Raw genomic sequence first — 18,050 nt, 5'->3', positions numbered from 1 at the left:
GGCTGCCTAATCAAAACGCGAAAGGAGATTTATCTAAAAATTTCTAATTTCGTGTCTTGACAAGCGTGTACATTATAGTGTCGCAATACCATTTTCCCCCCACTTCCATTTTCTACTCCAATGCTTTCTAAATGGCTCTTCTACCAGTATTGCATAAATCATTGGTTCTATAAACATTTTTCTAATTTCTTCTATCGATAGCACTTTGACATCTCTGCTAAACAAGACTTTTTTATTCTACGAGCGGTCTTATTAGTAATACAGCTTGAAAAATCAATTGCTGCCAAACGCAAATAGTTATGAAGTTGAAGCCCTAAGTTTATGGCGTTCGAGTTTTATTTAATTCAATAAAACGAATTTATCATTTTCCAAAATAAAACATCCGAATTATTTATTTTTTTTATATTATAAAATGAAAACTTGTTTACTTCATTATTTTTTCATGTTATGGTATCATTAATAGGAGGTGTTCATCATGGTACAAAGAAAACAATATATGGAAAAGTTGAAAAGAATGAAAGACAAGAAAATCATCAAGGTTATTACGGGTATTCGCCGCTGCGGAAAATCTACCTTGCTTTTAATGTTCAGAGCTTATTTGAAAGAATGTGGCATTGAGGACAATCAAATTATCTCGATTAACTTTGAGGACGTAGCCAATGAGCATTTACTTGACTATCGGAAGCTCCATGACTATGTCACAAAGCAGCTTATTCCTAACAAAATGACCTATGTATTTTTAGATGAAATACAGAATGTACCTCAGTTTCAGAAAGCCGTTGATAGCTTGTTTATCAAAGACGATGTGGATGTTTATATCACAGGTTCAAATGCTCAGATGCTTTCCGGCGAATTGGCCACGCTGCTTTCTGGCAGATATATCGAAATCAGTATGCTGCCCCTTTCCTTTGCGGAATATTATGAACTGGTTGGCGGCGATCAGCGGGACGCCTGGAACAGCTATTTCAAAAACGGCGGTTTCCCCTATGTGGCGGTTATTGAAGATGAGAACATTCGCAGGGATTATCTGATGGGAATCTATAACACCGTTTTACTCAAGGATGTCGTTGCCAGAAAACGAATCAGCGATATTCCCCTACTTGAAAGTGTGATTAAATTCCTTTTTGACAATATTGGCAATATTGTGTCTTCGAAGAAAATTGCCGACAGCCTGACTTCTTTCGGACGAAAAACGACTTCAGTAACCGTTGAAAACTATATTGAAGCCCTAACGAGTGCCTTTATTCTATATAAGGCTAACCGGTATGATGTCAAGGGTAAACAGCATCTAAAATCGCTTGAAAAATATTATCTAGTGGATCTTGGACTGCGCCGCATGCTGCTCGGGGATAAAAATGCTGACATTGGCCATATTCTTGAAAACATTGTGTATCTGGAGCTTCTGAGACGTGGCTATACGGTCGATATCGGTAAGGTTGATGATAAAGAAATTGATTTTATTGCGATGCTCGGCAGCGATAAGGTATACTATCAGGTTTCAGCAACTATTCTCGACCCTGCAACCTTTGAGCGTGAAATAGCTCCACTAAAAAAAGTGGCCGACCACTATCCCAAATTTATAATATCAATGGATGAGCTCCCGATGGACGAAGATGGTATCAAACAGATCAATATCGTAGATTTTTTACTTGGAGAATAGATGGGAGTGTTTCAAGTTTCCCAAACAATCCCCAACTCATGGGTTTTCTTAAGCATTTCACTCTTTACGCAAATAAAAAAGAGAACCAAAACGACTCTCTTATGTGATTCTTACTGGAGCTAGCGGGGGGAATCGAACCCCCGGCCTACTGATTACGAATCAGTTGCGCTACCATCTGTGCCACGCCAGCAGTAAAACTTACTGAACTATCATAACACAAACCCTAGCTCCACATCAATATATATTTACCATTTTCCTTTTTAAATATGTCCGACTATTTCAGCTTTACACATTTCATTAATAACATAGCAATCAGATTCTGCTTTTTTAAAACTATGTAAACAGGCCAGGTCAAGATTAATTTCTGCACCCTTTCTTGACAGAAGAATGATTTTCTTTGCCAATCCAAGCACTTCCATATGGATATCATTGGTAATATAAGAATCGCAAACCTTTTTTACATCTTTTCACTCAGTGCGGCAAATTGATCCTAAGGGAATCTGCAATTCAAACAAAGCTCTGGGGCTTCAACGCCTTCTATTTTATAACCACAAACTCTGTACTTCCATAATTTTTTATTTATTACCCTCCATTTACATTTTTTCTTATAAATTTTATTATGACTGATACTATATCTACTCCAAATTTTGAAAATAACTACTTTGATTAAAAAATAACGATAATAATTTATCCTTGTGTAAACCTTTAAACTCATGTTAAAATGATGTCAATTTAATACCAGAGTAGACAAGATGCGTAAAGTGTTAAAGGATGGGAAGTTGCCTTTAAACGAAATGTGACCATTGCGGTATCTTGTCGCTTCCGCTGTTACAATGCAGATTGTAGGTTGCGGAAGCATTACTTTAAAATCAAGGAGGTTTTATGAAAAGTAATGCTTTTATTAGTAGTTCCACCCGGACCCGAGTTGTGGTCAATTGTGGACTGCTCATTGCCATCAGCATCGTGCTGAAAATTCTGTTTGAGGTGATTATCCCTCTTGGTGGTTTTCCCTCTTTGCGGGTTAACATCACTGCTTTGCCAATCATGCTAAGCGGTATCTTGTTTGGACCGTTGGCGGGTTTTGCCGTAGGTTTTATTTCAGATATTTTGTGCTTTATGATTAAACCAGGCGGTCCTTTCTTTATCGGGTTTACATTGGCCAATGGACTCACCGGTTTAATTCCGGGCCTACTTTTTATGATGTTAAGAAACAAAAAAATCAAACATCTGGAATGGTTCAATATGCTATTTATTGCTCTGACATCGATTATCCTGGCGATTTCCGGCATATTCAGTTTTAACAATGGCATCATTTACTATGAAGGAGCGCCACTAAACATGGTATTCTTTGTTCTTTTTGTTGTTTTGATGATCGCATTTGCGGTCTTCCCCATTGTTGTTGTAAAAAAATCCAATCTTGATCGTGAATATCGCAGCGATCACATTCTTTTTATCGTCAGCGTTTCACAATTGGTCACATCAATTTTGTTAAATACGTGGTTTTTAAGTATTCTTTATGGACAGGCCATTGCTGTATTACTCCCTGCCCGGATCATTACAAATATTTTTCTGATCCCACTGTACACGATTATGCTCGTCGGTTTATTAAAAATTCTTCCCAGCTTTATTAAACAACGTTAGTTCTTGTTTTTCAAAAAGAGGCGACTTTTAAGTTCGTCTCTTTTTATTTACCTTTAATTCAGAATTATCCCCACTTGCCATTTTAATTATTTCACACTTCAAAAATGCCTAATTTATTTTTGCTTAATTTCTGTCTGGAAAAAAATATCAAAAACTGTCAATTTTACCTTGATTGCTTGAGTATTCTTTCGAAAAAGAGTATACTAGCAGAGTAAATAAGTAGGAATCTAACGAAAAAAGAAGCAAAAATAATAACCCTTAGGAGGTTTTCAAAAATGGGATTAGTAACATCAACTGAAATGTTCAAAAAAGCTTATGAAGGTGGTTATGCGGTTGGGGCTTTTAATGTCAATAATATGGAAATTATACAAGGCATCGTAGAAGCAGCTGCTGATGAACAAGCGCCCCTTATTTTACAGGTATCGGCTGGTGCCAGAAAATATGCCCACCCCGTCTATTTAAGAAAATTAGTTGAAGCAGCCATCGAAGTTAGCGGTTTGGATATTTGTCTCCATTTAGATCACGGCGATGATTTCGAAATCTGCAAAAGCTGTGTCGATAGCGGTTTTACATCCGTTATGATTGATGGCTCAAAACATCCCTTTGATGAAAATATTGCCTTAACAAAGAAAGTCGTTGAATATGCCCATGATCACGGTGTTGTCGTTGAGGCCGAGTTGGGAAAACTGGCTGGCATTGAAGATGATGTCAATGTTGACACTGCAAATGCAACCTATACCGATCCAGACGAAGCGGTAGAATTTGTTGAACGAAGCGGTTGCGATTCTCTTGCAATCACGATTGGAACCAGTCATGGCGCCTTCAAATTTGCTGGTGAACCGCGCTTGGATTTTAAACGACTTGATAAAATTTCCACTCTCCTACCCGGCTATCCACTGGTACTTCATGGAGCCTCCTCCGTTCCAAAAGAATTCGTGGACCTATGCAATCAATTTGGAGGACAAATTCCCGGTGCCCAGGGAGTTCCTGAAGAAATGTTACGAAAAGCTGCCAAATCCGGTGTTTGTAAAATCAACATCGATACCGATCTAAGACTGGCTATGACCGCTTCGATCCGACAAGTTTTCGTTGAAAATCCCGGTTGGTTCGATCCTCGTCAGTATTTAGGACCGGGTCGTGCTGCTATTAAAGCGATGGTTACCCATAAAATAAAAAATGTTCTGGACTGCAGCCATAAACGATAATTTTTATTATCCTTAACGTGTTTCTCCGTTTTAAGGGCATGTCGCAAAATAACTTTGGTTACTTGCAGGCATGCTCTTTTTCGGTTAATACCATGCATCCTTTGCATAATCTTCTCAGAGCAAACTTAAAGCGCTGCTAAATGGATCAAATTATTCTTCAAGTGATACCAAAACTTAATTTATTTACCGGACTACCATGGTATAATAAGTAAAAATTTGACTTAAGGATTTTAAATGAAAACAATTGTTATCACCGAAAATGAAAGCAACCAACGACTGGACCGCTTTTTAAAAAAACTCATGCCCCAGGCATCGACAGGATTTCTCCAAAAGATGCTGCGAAAAAAAAGAATCAAACTCAATGGTCAAAAATCCGAGCCCTCCACTGCTATCATAGCTGGTGACGAGGTCCAGATTTATTTCTCTGAAGAAACCATTTCCAGCTTCCGCGTCGATTCGACTAAAAAAACGCTGGATAAAAACAGTACCATTCTTGATATCATTTATGAAAACAGTGATCTGCTGGTTCTTAATAAACCAGCCGAGGTACTCACCCAGCCGGATAAAACTGAAGAACTCTCGCTAATTGATTACGCCGTTGACTATCTGATTAAAAAAGGCGATTATGATCCTAAAACAAACCTGACCTTTACTCCGGCCTGTGCCAACCGATTGGATAAAAACACGACTGGGGTCATCCTGGTTCCCAAGAATTATAAGACCCTCCAGGAGGTTAATAGTGCCATCCGGGAGGACCGAACGGAAAAGGTCTACTATGCGATTGTCTTTGGCAAACCCAAAGCTGCCGATGAGATTGTCGGTTATTTAAAAAAGGATGGTGATCGGAACACCGTCACCTTCTCGGAGCAACAGACCGCCCCAACCGATAAAAAAGCGGTACTGAACTACGAAACCCTGGAAAGCCACGGCGACTATGCATTACTTAAAATCATTTTAAAAACCGGCCGTTCTCACCAGATTCGGGTACAACTTTCAGCCATGGGTTTTCCCATTCTGGGAGACCCTAAATACGGGAATCGCTTGATTAACAGCCGCATGTATGAAGAATCCGGCCTGAGCAGCCAACTGCTTCATAGCGCCCAATATACCCTAACGGATATCAAAAAAACGTTTACCGCGCCAGTTCCCCCGGTTTTTGAAAAAGCTTTAAAACGCTTTGGCTTCAAAGATCCGTTTTTATTGGAGAAATAACCATGGGGTACTGGAATAGCCGCGGGCTGCGGGGAAGTCAGCTTGAGGAGAATTTAAACATCACCAACAAAATTTATTTAGAACAAGGTCTGGCTGTGGTTCAAAAAATCCCCACTTCCATCAAACCAGTGGAGTTGGATCCGGCCAAAGGAACCATCAAACTGGCTTATTTTGAAGAAAAAAGCACGGTCGATTATTTGGGAAACATTCAGGGCATTCCTGTCTGCTTTGACGCCAAGGAAACCAGCCAGAAACGTTTGCCAATTGCTAATATCCACCAACATCAGATGGAATTTATGGAGGCTTTCGAAAAGCAGGAGGGCTTATCTTTCCTGATTGTCCATTTTAAATTCTGCGATGAAACCTTCTTGTTACCATTTGGCATGTTAAAAAACTATTGGGATAATGCCCAGCATGATGGCCGAAAGTCGATTCCCTATGGCGACTTCGATCAGAATCTGCGTATTTACCCTTTTCATAATATTCTCCTCCATTATCTGGAGGCGATCAACCATTATCTTACCGGAAAGGAAGAATAAAAAATGAAAAAAATTGCCAGCTTCACCATTAACCACCTGGATTTACTGAGGGGCGTCTACATCTCCCGAAAAGATTATTGCGGCGACCATTGCATCACCACCTTTGATATTCGGATGAAGGAACCCAATCGCGAACCGGTAATCAACAATGGCGAACTCCATGCCCTCGAACACCTGGGGGCAACCTTTCTACGAAATGATCCGGTTCTCAGTGATCAGATCGTCTATTTTGGACCGATGGGCTGTCGAACTGGTTTTTATCTGCTGATGAAAGGCGAATTGACTCCTGAGGATATTTTGCCCCTGCTTATCAAACTCTTTACCTTTATGGCCGGTTATCAAGACGAAATTCCCGGTGCCTCTCCCCGGGACTGCGGAAACTACCTGGATATGAACCTCCCCATGGCCCGCTATGAAGCAACAAAGTTTCTGACCGAAATTCTTGAAACGATCCAACCTGAAAACATGATTTATCCTGAATAAATAAAAAAAGCCCATTTTGGGCTTTTTTTATTTCTGAGTTTTTGACTCGGTCGCTTTATCCAATTTCTTGTTTTTGCCTACTAGTTTTTCAAATAATTGTTCTGAACGTGATTTTCGTTCACCCATTTTTTTCTCTTGAAGTCGGGTAAATTTATTGATCCGACTAACCCATGTTTTCGCTTCGGCAATCATGCTGCTGTCATCAGGATTTGGAATAACCGCTGTCCATTCCTGAAACAGTCGGCCATTTCGCGTTAATGCCTCATAATTAATGGCCAGAACCTTATACATTTTCTCTCCATTATCGTAGTTCTTCAGTTTAGCCTGGGCTTTTGACCAGCGATGGAAGCGCCCCATAATGTAAGCACCGTCTTCTTGAATAATGGTGACATAGGGTTTAACCAGCGCTTTGTATTTAAAACTCTGGGGTAATATTAGGGTAAACAGGACCGACAGGGTGGCAAAGAAAGCAAAAAAGACAAAACCCAGCCATTTCATCCCTTCTGATAACATAATAAAGAGTAATATTGAAATAACCAACTCAATTCCTAACAAGATCCAGATTTTTTTCTTTTCTGAATTCTTCTGGATTTCGTTTAATTCACCAATAAATCCCACATACTGAGCTTCATCATATTCCCAGATCAGGGCCTCATCTTTTTTCTCCATGAAAGCTTCAAACTCACGATACCGACGATAGTAATAAATAGCATAGCCAAGCGAAAAGACGATAACAACCACCCCGGCATAGGTAAAGTAAAACTGATAAATGCTAACCGCCTTTATCACAAACGGAATAAAAATAATAACGGCCCCTAAAACAGCGACAATTAAAGAGAGCATTATATTCTGTTTTTCGGGATTTTTAATTTCCAACATAACTTTTCACAACCTTTTCAATTTTTATTTAAGATCCTGTTTATTGCTTTTTTTATAATTGCTTGAATTTTTCTCTGACCTCAGTCATTTTTCCGCAGGTCATGCTCCCTTCTGGACACGGACCTTCCACGCATCGGGGTCCGCCATTTTTAAAGAGCAGCGGTGCCACTTTCTTACATTCTTTAAGCATTTGGGTCGCCAATTCACGAATTTCCCATTGGGCTCGGTTACAGCAGCGTTGATTATAAAAATGCAGCAATTCCCGGGTATTCATGGTTGTGACGATTTTTGTCTCACAGGCATTAGGCAAAACAAAGCGGGCATCTTCAATACCTTGCTTTTCGGCGGCCATCGCAGCTTGTTTCTCAGAAAGGCCTGACGCCATCAAATCCCTGGTATACTTTTCGATCAGCTTTTGAGCTAGCGCATCATAGGTCTTCTGAGCATTTTCCATCCCCTCAACAAAGATCGTCTCGCCATCTGGCAACGCTTTAATTTCTGGGGGAATCACATAATTAAACTGCCCTTCACTGACATAACGCTGGGATTTCTGGCTAAAGCTGGCCATCCGATGGCGTACCAACTGATGGGTTAAGGCCCGGCTCACCCCTTCAATGGCAAAGGTAAAGCTGGCGTGTTCAATGGGTGACGCGTGCCCCATGTCCATCAAACGGGTTAAAAAGCGTTCGACATTGTCATCCGTCAGGTCTTCCATAATCTCATCGGCACCGGCTTTGGAATAACAGAGTTTGGCAGCCGCCGCAACTAATTTTTCGGGCTCCGGCGTGTGTTGAATCAATGTTACCTTTAATGTTGTTTCCATAAGATTCTCCTCTCATTTAAAAAATGTTTCCTCGTTATTCTCCACATTTTTCCTCAAACTTTAATATCTCATTATAACATTTTTCTCGTGAAAGTACAGGTGATAGTGTGCTTCTTAAAAAATTACAAGTTGATCACCAATTCTTTCCCTATGGTGACAACTATTTCTATTCAGGTTTCTTCCCTTCTTGGATATAATAGTAAAAAAATGCGTCGTTTTACAAAAGATGGAGGTACCCCTATGTTTGGCAGTCTTGATACCGTCCCTGAATTACTAAAAAATCATCAGTATAAAACAGGTGAAAAACATAAATTCCTTGGCGATTACTATCGCCTGATGATCGAAGAATCCCCCACCACCGGTGTCATCATTGACAATTATAATATGGTTCTCAATGTCCATGATACCCAATCCCTAACACATAAAGAATTTGTATTGGATATGTGGTACCGGGAACAGGCCCGGGAAGTCTTCGTAGAAGCCATGGCCGCGGCCATTGTTATGGCCGCTCCCTACAAGGTTCGTTTTCCCGACTTAAAAATCTATCGGCTGGACAATCGCTGGGGTGCTTGCTCACCTAAAAGCCAACGGGTAATCCTCAACCTGGAACTGATTAAAACCCCCAAGGAGTGCATTGAATACATCGCTTTACACGAGATGTTGCACTTTCGTTTTCCCAATCACAATCTTTCCTTTTATGGTGCGCTGGGCACCCTGATGTCGGACTGGAAAGAACGTGAAGACATGCTTAACCGAAAATATCGTTTAACTTAAAACAAAGATCTGCCGCAATATGGCAGATCTTTGTTTTTATCTCGCTTTTAATATTTCTAGTCGAACTTAATTCTCTACAAGTGTCATTTGATGTTTGGCATTTTTTTGTTTTGCAAACATCACCAGAATAATGGCGGCAATGTTGATCCCTAAGGTGATGATAAAAGCCAGATTATAACTGCCACCGCTTTTCTCAACCGCGTAGGCGGCAATTTGCGGGCCAATAAAGGCCCCAATAGAAAGCCCGGTCATCACAACCCCATAATTCATGCTTAAGTATTTGATCCCGAAATTATCGGCCGTGATCGATGGGAATAAACCGAATACACCCCCATAGCTGGCTGCGATCAAACAGATGCCAACCATGAAAAGCGGCAAGTCGCTGGTAAAATACAAGGCTACTAAGCCGGCACCGCTTAGCGCAAACATCCCAATCAAGGTATTATAACGTCCAATTTTATCCGATACAGTTCCCCAGACAACCCGTCCGGTCGCATTGGCCAGTCCGATAAAGCCAACCGCAAACGCCGCCTGCTCCGGAGATAAACCAACCATCACCTGACCGATTGGCGAAGCCTGACTGATGATCATCAAGCCTGAAATACAGCCCAGTACCATTAATCCCCAGATCAAATAAAAGTCAGGGGTTTTTAACATCTCCCGGGTGGTAACATTACCAGCACTCTGATTTGTAGCCACCGCGGTAGCCAAACTTGCTGTATCAGAAACGGGTGGAGCGGCAATAAAGATTCCCAATACCAGAATGACTCCGGTAAAGATCAGGCCCAAGGTTTGAAACGCCCCAAGTACTCCTTGGACGGCAATGAATTGTACCGCCACGGGTGCAAAAATCAGCGATCCTGCTCCAAATCCGCCGGCCGTCAAGCCCCCAGCCAGGCCTTTATTTGCCGGGAACCACTTAACCGTATTGGAAACGGTAATTGAGTAAATCAGGCCAATTCCCGATCCTGCAATTAACCCATAGGTAATGTAGATTTGATAAACCGTGGTAATCATGCCGCTTAAGTAAAGCCCCAATCCAAACAGCACACCGCCTAATAAAACCACCACCCGGACACCAAATCGTTTTACCAGCGGTCCGGCAAAAATCATGGCAATGGGCAATACAAATAAGTTAATCGTAAACGCCATTGAGGCCTGTGAGGCTGTCCATCCAAAATCCACCATCAATGGTTTTGAAAAAACGCTCCAGGCGTAGGCAAAACCAATACACAAGTTTATCACAATGCTGACCGTCAGGATCAGCCATTTTTTATTATTCATCCTATTCCCTCTTCTATCTTTCTAGGTAATTAAAACGTGTTCCCATTGCATGATGTTCAAAATCGTCGCTTCGGTAAGCTGCTCAACCTCAGATGCCGTTACTCCCGGTGCCAGTTCTTCCAGATACAAACCTTCCTCCGCTACCCGAAACACTGCTTTATCGGTGATAATCATATCCACCACCCCCGCGGCGGTTAATGGCAGGGTACATTTCTTTCGAATTTTTGAGTTGCCATGCTTATCCGTATGCATCATTGCCACAACAACGCGTTTACAGCCGTAAAGCAAGTCCATGGCGCCGCCCATTCCGGTTAAAAGTTTACCGGGAATCTTCCAACTGGCAATGCTGCCGAGTTCATCAACCTCCAAAGCACCGACCACAGTCATATCAATATGACCACCCCGGATCATCGCAAATGAGGTTGCCACATCAAAAACGGCACCACCGGGAAGCATCGTAATCGGTTCTGCCCCGGCATTAGCGATATCCGGATTGCTTTCACCCCGTTTCGGTTTAGGTCCAAACATCAGTCCGCCATTTTCGGTCTGAAGAAACACCTGGGTTCCTTCCGGAATATAATTGGCCGATTCGGTCGGTATTCCAATTCCCAAGTTGACATACATCCCGTTCTTAAATTCTTTAGCAATTCTTTTTGCGATATAATCTCTCGACATTTTCAGACCTCCTATAATTTATTTGTGGCAATCCACAATTCTTCGTAAATCGTTCTTCGTTCTTCATAGCTGTGACCCTTTACAATATAATCCACAAATATCCCTGGCGTTCCAATGTTCTCACAGGCAATCTCCCCGACGTCTACCATTTCGTCTACTTCAACAATGACAATATCTGCCGCCGTTGCCATCACCGGGCTGGTGTTGCTCATCCCTTTGTACTGCAAATTTCCTAAGGGATCACAACGATGGGCCTTAATCACTGCCACATCAGCGCGAATCGGTTTAAACAATAAGTAGGGTTTGCCATCGACAATGATCTTCTCTGCCATGTCTTCAACTTCAGTTCCCATTCCCACTGGTGTAACAACGGCCCCCAGTCCGGCGCCCCCAGCCCGTATCCGCTCGACAAAGGTGCCCATGGGACTGAGTTCGAGTTGTACTTCCTCATTAACAATCTGCTTAATCAAATTGGGATCCGTTCCCACATGCGAGGTCACATATTTTATAATTTGCTTATTTAAAACCAGTTTTCCGATATCAACACCACCGCCCCGATAACCAGCGCCGATGCTGATGACAGTCAGATCTTTGATTCTGGCGGTTGCTATTGCGTCGATCATTTTTAGTGGAACAGCAGCCCCTAAAAATCCTCCGATCATAACAGAAGATTTATTGCGAATCTTTTTGACGGCTTCTTCTCGTGTAATTTGTACTGCCATTTCAATGACCTCCTTTTGTACCTATATTACCAAATCCGATTGGGATGGTTACTCAATTTAACACGAAACTGATCAATTGAAACTACAATTTATTGACCGATAAAAGGAATTTTTTACGATATCTGCGTGAGGTTTACACCAATTTTCTTTAAGTAGATGTTTAATACATTAATGTTACCCTTATAACCGTTATTCAAGTACCTTTAATCCGACTCAAGAACTGTTTTATTAACAGCGTATTTGCAACAAAATATCAGTTAGCTAACAATACTTAATGTTTATACAGATATAATTCATTTGTTTGTAAAATATTGATTTTCCATCAATTTCGAGGTCTATATTTTACCTGTATTCTTGTGGTTTTGAACAAAATAAAAAAATAACTGGATAAAACAGCTCTGCTGCATAATCCAATTATTTTCTATTTTTTGTTTATTTTGCTTTTTTTAACGATCACCTTAATCCGGTTTTTCGCTGCGTTTATTTAATTAAAACTCAAACATGCATTTTATTTTTTAGCATTCTTCTGGTTTTTTCAGGTATCCGATGATAAATTGTTTGCAGCAATACAATGATGCAAATTCCCGAGACCGCCACAATCAGTGACCAGGTTAAATGGATGCTACCCAGCACGTTTATACTGATAATTCCATCGATGCCAATCGCCAGCACAATCACAAAAAGAATCAGATTAGAGGGAATAAATATAAACTGGCTCTTGTGACGGGTGTGTTTCAAAACGAACCGGAACAGGCTGATATCCAGATAAACCAGGGTCGCAATCGGAAAGGCGTAACTCAGAAACCAGTTCGATTGACTTCCCAGAATCAGGAAAACCAATAAACAGGTGACGACCACCGTAATATAAGCGCCCAGAAAATTGTAATTCGGCTGTAAATAACCCATGGCAAAAAACACGATCGCAAAGATACTAAGATCTGCCAGAGCAATGTATTTAAGCAACTCATGATTCCAGGGGTAGACCAGATAAATCACCCCGATGATGACCATGATGCTTATGGCAATAATGGTTAACGAAAAAAACGCCTTATTCTTTTTTCCCAGATGATCTTCATCATAGGTATTGATCGCCTGGGGATATTTAGCGTCATGGGGGTAATTCCCCTCATTGACATCCGGTATCGGAAAGTCGCATAACGGACAGCACTTCACATCGTCTTCAACTTCAACACCGCATTTCGGACAATAAGCCATCTTCTCACCTCTTATTCGTTTCTATTTTTACCGGAATCCCCAGCTGTCTTATTTTTCTAAAAAAGATCGTTTCAATCACTGTTTCCCCTGTCGTTTTTCCAAAACACAGAGCCAGACTGTTGCCATAACTGACTGTTACCAGCTTTAGTCGGCTTTCGGCACTGGGCGAGGGAAAGACTTCAAAGCGCTTCACATAAGGGCTCAGCTCTTCTGGAACCGTGACCACTCCCAGGTTGGACAAACCGCTGGTATAGCCCCTTTCGCCATAGCGTTTGTAAACCACCGGCATTAACAGTTTTTTTACCCAAAGGGGAATGATCCTTAGAAAGATCAGCTGTTCATTACGCACATTTCGAGAAATATAACGATTAATATGTTTCCGATTCATATAAAGGCCCATATACCCCTTGATCTGCTCGATAATTTCCTCCCGGGTATAGTAACCCAAAGCCAGATCAATCTCCGGGTTCAAACTGATAAAGAAATTTCTCAAGGTGATGGAAGGAAACATCTTTCTCAAATCCACTGGCACATTGATGGCAATCCGCTGTCGGTGCTTCTTATTCTCACGAATGGGGAGTCCCATAATATATTCCTGAATACTCTCAAAATAAAGGGCCAGAATAAACTGAGTCAGGGTACAGCCATAACTTTTGGCTAAACTAAGCATGGGGGCCACTGGCACAAAGCCGGTCAGTAAAAGGTATTCGCCCTTGGAAAGAAGTTCAAAAGGAAAATGGAATACCTTTTTACTACCAGGAGGAGGGGGGACATTTTCTTCATAATAAACCTTAAACGAGTCTTCAAACTCTCCCGGATCCACTTGTGCATGGATGTCCATTGCTTTTCCCAGATTTTTAGGAACAATACCTTTTAATTGTTTAAAATACTCAATGATCAGCGTCTGCAGAAAAGCCAGCCCCCCGCTGCCATCACAGATACTGTGATTAAACTCCACATGGATATACTTTTTATAATAAAGCACCCGAAAAGGAAAGGTCTTCCCCTGTCGCTGCCGCATCGTTTTACAGGGATAATAGGTTTCTTCTTCGACCTTTGGAATCGCCTCGGTATGTTCATAATAATACCAGAAAAAACCCCGTTTTAAGGTCACCTGAAAATAGGGAAAGCGATGGATAATCTGCTCCAGAGCCTTTTGTAAGGTGACGGGTTCGACCGTTTCTGATAATTCCACCGTCATCCGATACACTGTTGTCATCCGTGATGATGCAATGGCCGTATAAAGTACCCCGGCATTATCCAAAGAATAGAAGTTCTTTTTCTGATTCTTCTCCTCCATCATCAACCTCCGCCCCTGAGAAAGTTCTTCCGAAAAGTATCTAAAAAATCGTCAAACTGATCATTTTTTACGGCCAGAGTAACGTCCACCGCAACCAGTGAAAAAACACCAATACTCTCCTGGCGCTCTTTTGACAGGGTCACCTGCCATCCCTCACCAGTAAAGGTATCTGCATCTATGGATCTTGCTTTTGCGGCCAGATATCGTTCAAACTGACATCTGGGAATTCCCCGCATATTAAGTTTCTTAACTGTGAATTGATCCGGATTAAGCAGTTCCCCGAGTTTTTGATTTGAGTCGGTCATTGTCTTACTCATTTCTGTTCGTATTTCTATTATATTTTGCAGGATTATTTTACCATAGTCTTCTTAAGTAAATGCTGAAATTTTTAAGTACGTGATCTTTCTTTTGCTTGTTTACTCACTCAATTCCGCTCCACTAATTTAAAATAAGTAAGATTACTGCACATCGATTACAAGTTTTGCCTCACTTTGTTAAAAAAATGGTTGAATATTTTCTCTTTACTTTTGTCATTCTTTTTTACGGCCTTTTATTGGCAATTTAAACTTGAAATCTGAACTCACATAACGATCTGCTCCTTTTAACAATACTGTAATATTACCCTTGTAACTGACCCCAACCCATGTTAAAATACATCCAATTAAATATAACAGAGTAGACAAGATGCGTGAAGTGTTAGAGGATGGGAAGTTGCCTTTAAACGAAATGAACTCATTGCGATATCTTGTTGCTTCCGCTGGACCCCTTACAATTAAGGGTTGCGGAAGCATTGCTTAAAACATTTTGTTTTATTTAAGTAATGCTTTTTTCATTTGGTTTTAGTAAAAACCATTCCGGATCAATGTGAAATTGATTCGGCGATAGGAGAATAATGATCGATCAACAAAAAATTCAAGAAGCTGTCACAATGATTTTAGAAGCCATCGGCGAAGACCCGACCCGGGAAGGCCTGGTTGAAACCCCTGCCCGGGTGGCCCGGATGTATGCCGAAATTTTTTCCGGACTAGGCCATACTGCCGAAGTTCACCTTGCTAAAACCTTTGCGGTAAAATCCGATGACATTGTCATTGAACGGGATATTCCCTTTTATTCGATGTGCGAACATCACCTGTTGCCATTTTACGGTAAGGTACACATTGCCTATATCCCCAATGGTCGGGTAGCTGGCCTTTCAAAACTTGTGCGAACGGTTGATTTGTACTCAAAAAAACCTCAGCTTCAAGAAGTATTAACCACCGATATTGGTGAAGCAATTATGGCGTATCTCCATGCCCGGGGGGTCATGGTTATTATCGAAGCCGAGCATCTCTGTATGAACATGCGGGGCGTTAAACGTCCCGGTACCCGAACGGTTACTGCGATGCAAGCCGGTATTTTTATACATAACAAGGAACTAAAAGATGAAGTGCACAAGCTGTTAAGCATTAAATAGAGCATGTTTTATGGATACGTTAAAAAACACCAATCGACTGTATCAAAGCAAAGACTATCAAGCTCACTTGCAAAAGATAGATGCCCATGAGGTTAAACGGCAGTTTTGTTGTCATACGATTGACCATTTTTTATCGGTGGCCCGCATTGCCAGTATTAAGACCCTAGAAGCCGGTTTTGACGTCTCCCGGGATCTCATCTACACCACCGCATTGCTCCACGATATTGGTCGTTTTGTCCAATATGAGGACAAAACACCCCATGAGATTGCCTCCCACCAATTGGCAATTCCTTTGCTTAAAAAGCTTGATTATAGCGACCACGAAAACAAGCTGATCCTGGCGGCAATCCTCAATCATCGAAACCCGGAAGCCCAGGGATTTTGTCGAATTATCTATGAAAGTGATAAATTATCCCGGGCCTGTTTTTCATGTCCGGTTGAAAAGGAATGTGATTGGTCTAACGAAAAGAAAAACCTGACCATCATTTATTAAAGGAGTTTTTATGCAAATAGGCAGTAAGAATTTTGACTTAAATAATCAGGTCCTCATTATGGGGATCTTAAACGTTACCCCGGATTCATTTTCCGACGGTGGCAAATTTAACAATCTCGATGCCAGTCTTAAGCAGGTCGAAAAGATGATTGCCGACGGCGCCGATCTCATTGATCTTGGCGGCGAATCGACCCGACCCGGTCATACCCAAATCAGCGATGCCCAGGAAATCGATCGGGTTGTACCGATGATTGCGGCTATCCATCAGCGCTTTGATATTCCCATTTCCATTGATACCTATAAAGGTGCCGTCGGGGCCGCTGCCTTAAAGGCCGGCGCTGACCTGGTCAATGACATCTGGGGATTTAAATATGACCCTACTCTGGCCGAAGTGACCGCTGCATACCAGGTTCCCTGTATCCTGATGCATAATCGTGATAACCAGAACTACCAAAACCTGATGGCTGACATTAAAGCAGATCTGCAGGCATCGATCGATATCGCCCTCAAAGCCGGCATCTCCCGGGACGCGATCATCCTTGATCCTGGCATCGGTTTTGCCAAGGATTATGCCCAGAATATGGAAACAATGCATCATCTGGAAACCTTGCAAACCTTAGGCTACCCCATTTTGCTGGGTACCTCGCGCAAAGGTTTTATCGGTCTGACCCTAAATCTACCGGTTACCCAGCGGGTTGAAGGTACCGTGGCAACCACTGTCATCGGCGTTATGAAGGGCGCTTCCATTATCCGGGTCCATGATGTTCTGGAAAACAAACGCGCTGCTCAAATGGCTGCCGGTATTATGAAAGGAGCACCATGGACAAACTCTATATAAAAGATCTGGAAGTTTTTGCCTACCACGGGGTTTTCCCGGAAGAAAAAACGCTGGGCCAAAAATTTTTGATTTCGGTAACCCTGACACTCGACATGCAGGAAGCGGCCCTCACCGGCGACCTGACAAAATCGGTACACTATGGTGAATTATGCCATGCTCTGGAAGTCGAATTTAAAAAAGAAAGCTATGACCTGATCGAAACCGCCGGTGAAATGCTGGCTAGCTATGTTTTAAAACACTATTCCATGGTTAATGATGTGCGCATCATGATTAAAAAGCCCTGGGCCCCGATTTTAAAATCGATGGACACCGTAGCCATTGAAATTAATCGTGGCTGGCATGAGGCTTTTATCGGATTGGGGACGAATATGGGCGACCGCAATCAGAATTTAGCCGAAGCCATAGAAGCCATTAAAAACAGCCCCGGTATTGAAGCGTTGATCCAATCCACGGTCATCGAAACCGAACCCTGGGGTTACACCGATCAGGATGCATTTCTTAATTGTGTCTTAAAAATCAGAACAACGCTCCCCCCCACTACCCTGATGAACCTGTTGCTAGGCATCGAACAGGGGCTCAAACGGGAACGGACGATCCACTGGGGACCCCGAACCATCGATTTGGATATCTTATTCTATGACAATCTCATCACCGCTGATCCCCTGGTAATTCTACCCCATCCCAGAATCCAGGAACGGGCTTTTGTGATAGAGTCAATGGTAGAAATCGCACCTTATTTTGTTCATCCGCTGCTTAATAAACGGATGTTTGAAATTTTTGAGACCTTAAAAAAGGCGTAAAAAAAGAGACGTATTGAAATTCGATACGTCTCTTTTTTATGTTTGCCAAACCGC

General features: G+C 41.8%; 19 protein-coding genes, 1 tRNA gene and 2 riboswitches. Of the genes, 11 read left to right on the top strand and 9 right to left on the bottom strand.

Translation table 11 applies throughout. The annotated features are described in order from the left end of the window. Nucleotides 1–475 precede the first annotated feature (475 nt). Nucleotides 476–1,660 (top strand): ATP-binding protein, encoded by a 1,185-nt coding sequence (locus tag U2P91_RS13615; RefSeq protein ID WP_111889312.1) that lies wholly within the window; start codon nucleotides 476–478, stop codon nucleotides 1,658–1,660. A 114-nt stretch (nucleotides 1,661–1,774) separates the two neighbouring features. Here the strand turns inward: U2P91_RS13615 and U2P91_RS13610 are convergent. Then, a tRNA-Thr gene (locus U2P91_RS13610) sits at nucleotides 1,775–1,850 on the bottom strand. A gap of 547 nt (nucleotides 1,851–2,397) precedes the next feature. Then, nucleotides 2,398–2,490, top strand: a riboswitch (THF riboswitch). 52 nt (nucleotides 2,491–2,542) lie between these two features. Between U2P91_RS13610 and U2P91_RS13605 the strand changes: the two genes are divergently transcribed. The 5 genes from U2P91_RS13605 to U2P91_RS13585 all read left to right on the top strand — a co-directional run bounded on the left by U2P91_RS13605 (nucleotide 2,543) and on the right by U2P91_RS13585 (nucleotide 6,740). Beyond that, complete coding sequence (locus U2P91_RS13605; RefSeq protein WP_322519803.1) at nucleotides 2,543–3,301, top strand: folate family ECF transporter S component; 759 nt, start codon at nucleotides 2,543–2,545, stop codon at nucleotides 3,299–3,301. A 275-nt stretch (nucleotides 3,302–3,576) separates the two neighbouring features. Then, nucleotides 3,577–4,506 (top strand): class II fructose-1,6-bisphosphate aldolase, encoded by a 930-nt coding sequence (fba, locus tag U2P91_RS13600; protein WP_322519802.1) that lies wholly within the window; start codon nucleotides 3,577–3,579, stop codon nucleotides 4,504–4,506. A gap of 234 nt (nucleotides 4,507–4,740) precedes the next feature. Then, entirely contained in the window at nucleotides 4,741–5,718 is a 978-nt protein-coding gene (locus tag U2P91_RS13595) for an RluA family pseudouridine synthase (protein WP_322519801.1), read from the top strand. A gap of 2 nt (nucleotides 5,719–5,720) precedes the next feature. Then, the gene (locus tag U2P91_RS13590) at nucleotides 5,721–6,257 is read left to right on the top strand and encodes a Holliday junction resolvase RecU (protein WP_111889309.1); all 537 of its coding nucleotides are present in this window, start codon (nucleotides 5,721–5,723) and stop codon (nucleotides 6,255–6,257) included. A gap of 3 nt (nucleotides 6,258–6,260) precedes the next feature. After that, nucleotides 6,261–6,740: an S-ribosylhomocysteine lyase gene (locus U2P91_RS13585; protein WP_322519800.1), complete on the top strand. Its 480-nt coding sequence runs from the start codon at nucleotides 6,261–6,263 to the stop codon at nucleotides 6,738–6,740. Nucleotides 6,741–6,767: 27 nt separating this feature from the next. Here the strand turns inward: U2P91_RS13585 and U2P91_RS13580 are convergent, their stop codons facing one another. Together U2P91_RS13580 and thyX are read right to left on the bottom strand one after the other, a co-directional pair. Then, nucleotides 6,768–7,619: a hypothetical protein gene (locus U2P91_RS13580; RefSeq protein ID WP_322519799.1), complete on the bottom strand. Its 852-nt coding sequence runs from the start codon at nucleotides 7,617–7,619 to the stop codon at nucleotides 6,768–6,770. A 52-nt stretch (nucleotides 7,620–7,671) separates the two neighbouring features. Further along, on the bottom strand, nucleotides 7,672–8,442 hold the full coding sequence (gene thyX / locus U2P91_RS13575; protein ID WP_322519798.1) for an FAD-dependent thymidylate synthase: 771 nt from the start codon (nucleotides 8,440–8,442) through the stop codon (nucleotides 7,672–7,674). Between the two features lie 150 nt (nucleotides 8,443–8,592). Here thyX and U2P91_RS13570 point away from each other — a divergent pair, with 150 nt between their 5' ends. Continuing rightward, nucleotides 8,593–9,216: a M48 family metallopeptidase gene (locus tag U2P91_RS13570; protein WP_322519805.1), complete on the top strand. Its 624-nt coding sequence runs from the start codon at nucleotides 8,593–8,595 to the stop codon at nucleotides 9,214–9,216. A gap of 66 nt (nucleotides 9,217–9,282) precedes the next feature. Here U2P91_RS13570 and U2P91_RS13565 read toward each other — a convergent pair whose 3' ends face one another. From U2P91_RS13565 to U2P91_RS13540, 6 genes are all read right to left on the bottom strand, one after another. After that, a complete protein-coding gene (locus U2P91_RS13565; RefSeq protein ID WP_322519797.1) occupies nucleotides 9,283–10,500 on the bottom strand; it encodes an OFA family MFS transporter in 1,218 nt (405 codons plus the stop codon). 21 nt (nucleotides 10,501–10,521) lie between these two features. Then, nucleotides 10,522–11,175 (bottom strand): 3-oxoacid CoA-transferase subunit B, encoded by a 654-nt coding sequence (locus tag U2P91_RS13560; RefSeq protein WP_322519796.1) that lies wholly within the window; start codon nucleotides 11,173–11,175, stop codon nucleotides 10,522–10,524. An 11-nt stretch (nucleotides 11,176–11,186) separates the two neighbouring features. After that, complete coding sequence (locus tag U2P91_RS13555; RefSeq protein ID WP_111889303.1) at nucleotides 11,187–11,897, bottom strand: CoA transferase subunit A; 711 nt, start codon at nucleotides 11,895–11,897, stop codon at nucleotides 11,187–11,189. A gap of 495 nt (nucleotides 11,898–12,392) precedes the next feature. Then, a complete protein-coding gene (locus U2P91_RS13550; RefSeq protein ID WP_111889302.1) occupies nucleotides 12,393–13,112 on the bottom strand; it encodes a zinc ribbon domain-containing protein in 720 nt (239 codons plus the stop codon). A gap of 4 nt (nucleotides 13,113–13,116) precedes the next feature. Then, on the bottom strand, nucleotides 13,117–14,415 hold the full coding sequence (locus tag U2P91_RS13545; protein WP_322519795.1) for a hypothetical protein: 1,299 nt from the start codon (nucleotides 14,413–14,415) through the stop codon (nucleotides 13,117–13,119). After that, on the bottom strand, nucleotides 14,415–14,729 hold the full coding sequence (locus tag U2P91_RS13540; RefSeq protein ID WP_204355429.1) for a hypothetical protein: 315 nt from the start codon (nucleotides 14,727–14,729) through the stop codon (nucleotides 14,415–14,417). Before U2P91_RS13540 ends, U2P91_RS13545 begins: the two co-directional genes overlap by 1 nt. A 352-nt stretch (nucleotides 14,730–15,081) precedes the next feature. Next, nucleotides 15,082–15,174: riboswitch (THF riboswitch) on the top strand. A gap of 130 nt (nucleotides 15,175–15,304) precedes the next feature. Between U2P91_RS13540 and folE the strand changes: the two genes are divergently transcribed. From folE to folK, 4 genes are read left to right on the top strand one after another with little or no spacing between them, the layout of a single operon-like run. Then, on the top strand, nucleotides 15,305–15,865 hold the full coding sequence (folE, locus tag U2P91_RS13535; RefSeq protein WP_111889299.1) for a GTP cyclohydrolase I FolE: 561 nt from the start codon (nucleotides 15,305–15,307) through the stop codon (nucleotides 15,863–15,865). Between the two features lie 10 nt (nucleotides 15,866–15,875). After that, entirely contained in the window at nucleotides 15,876–16,358 is a 483-nt protein-coding gene (locus U2P91_RS13530) for an HD domain-containing protein (RefSeq protein WP_111889298.1), read from the top strand. A gap of 10 nt (nucleotides 16,359–16,368) precedes the next feature. Beyond that, on the top strand, nucleotides 16,369–17,196 hold the full coding sequence (gene folP, locus U2P91_RS13525; protein ID WP_111889297.1) for a dihydropteroate synthase: 828 nt from the start codon (nucleotides 16,369–16,371) through the stop codon (nucleotides 17,194–17,196). After that, the gene (gene folK, locus U2P91_RS13520) at nucleotides 17,178–17,996 is read left to right on the top strand and encodes a 2-amino-4-hydroxy-6-hydroxymethyldihydropteridine diphosphokinase (RefSeq protein ID WP_111889296.1); all 819 of its coding nucleotides are present in this window, start codon (nucleotides 17,178–17,180) and stop codon (nucleotides 17,994–17,996) included. Before folP ends, folK begins: the two co-directional genes overlap by 19 nt. Nucleotides 17,997–18,050: the final 54 nt, after the last annotated feature.

This window comes from Acetobacterium sp. K1/6, from assembly GCF_034438075.1.
Taxonomy (GTDB): Bacteria; Bacillota; Clostridia; order Eubacteriales; family Eubacteriaceae; genus Acetobacterium; species Acetobacterium carbinolicum.
The sequence above is the reverse complement of the archived record's forward strand: the minus strand, read 5'-3'. Positions and strand labels throughout refer to the sequence as shown.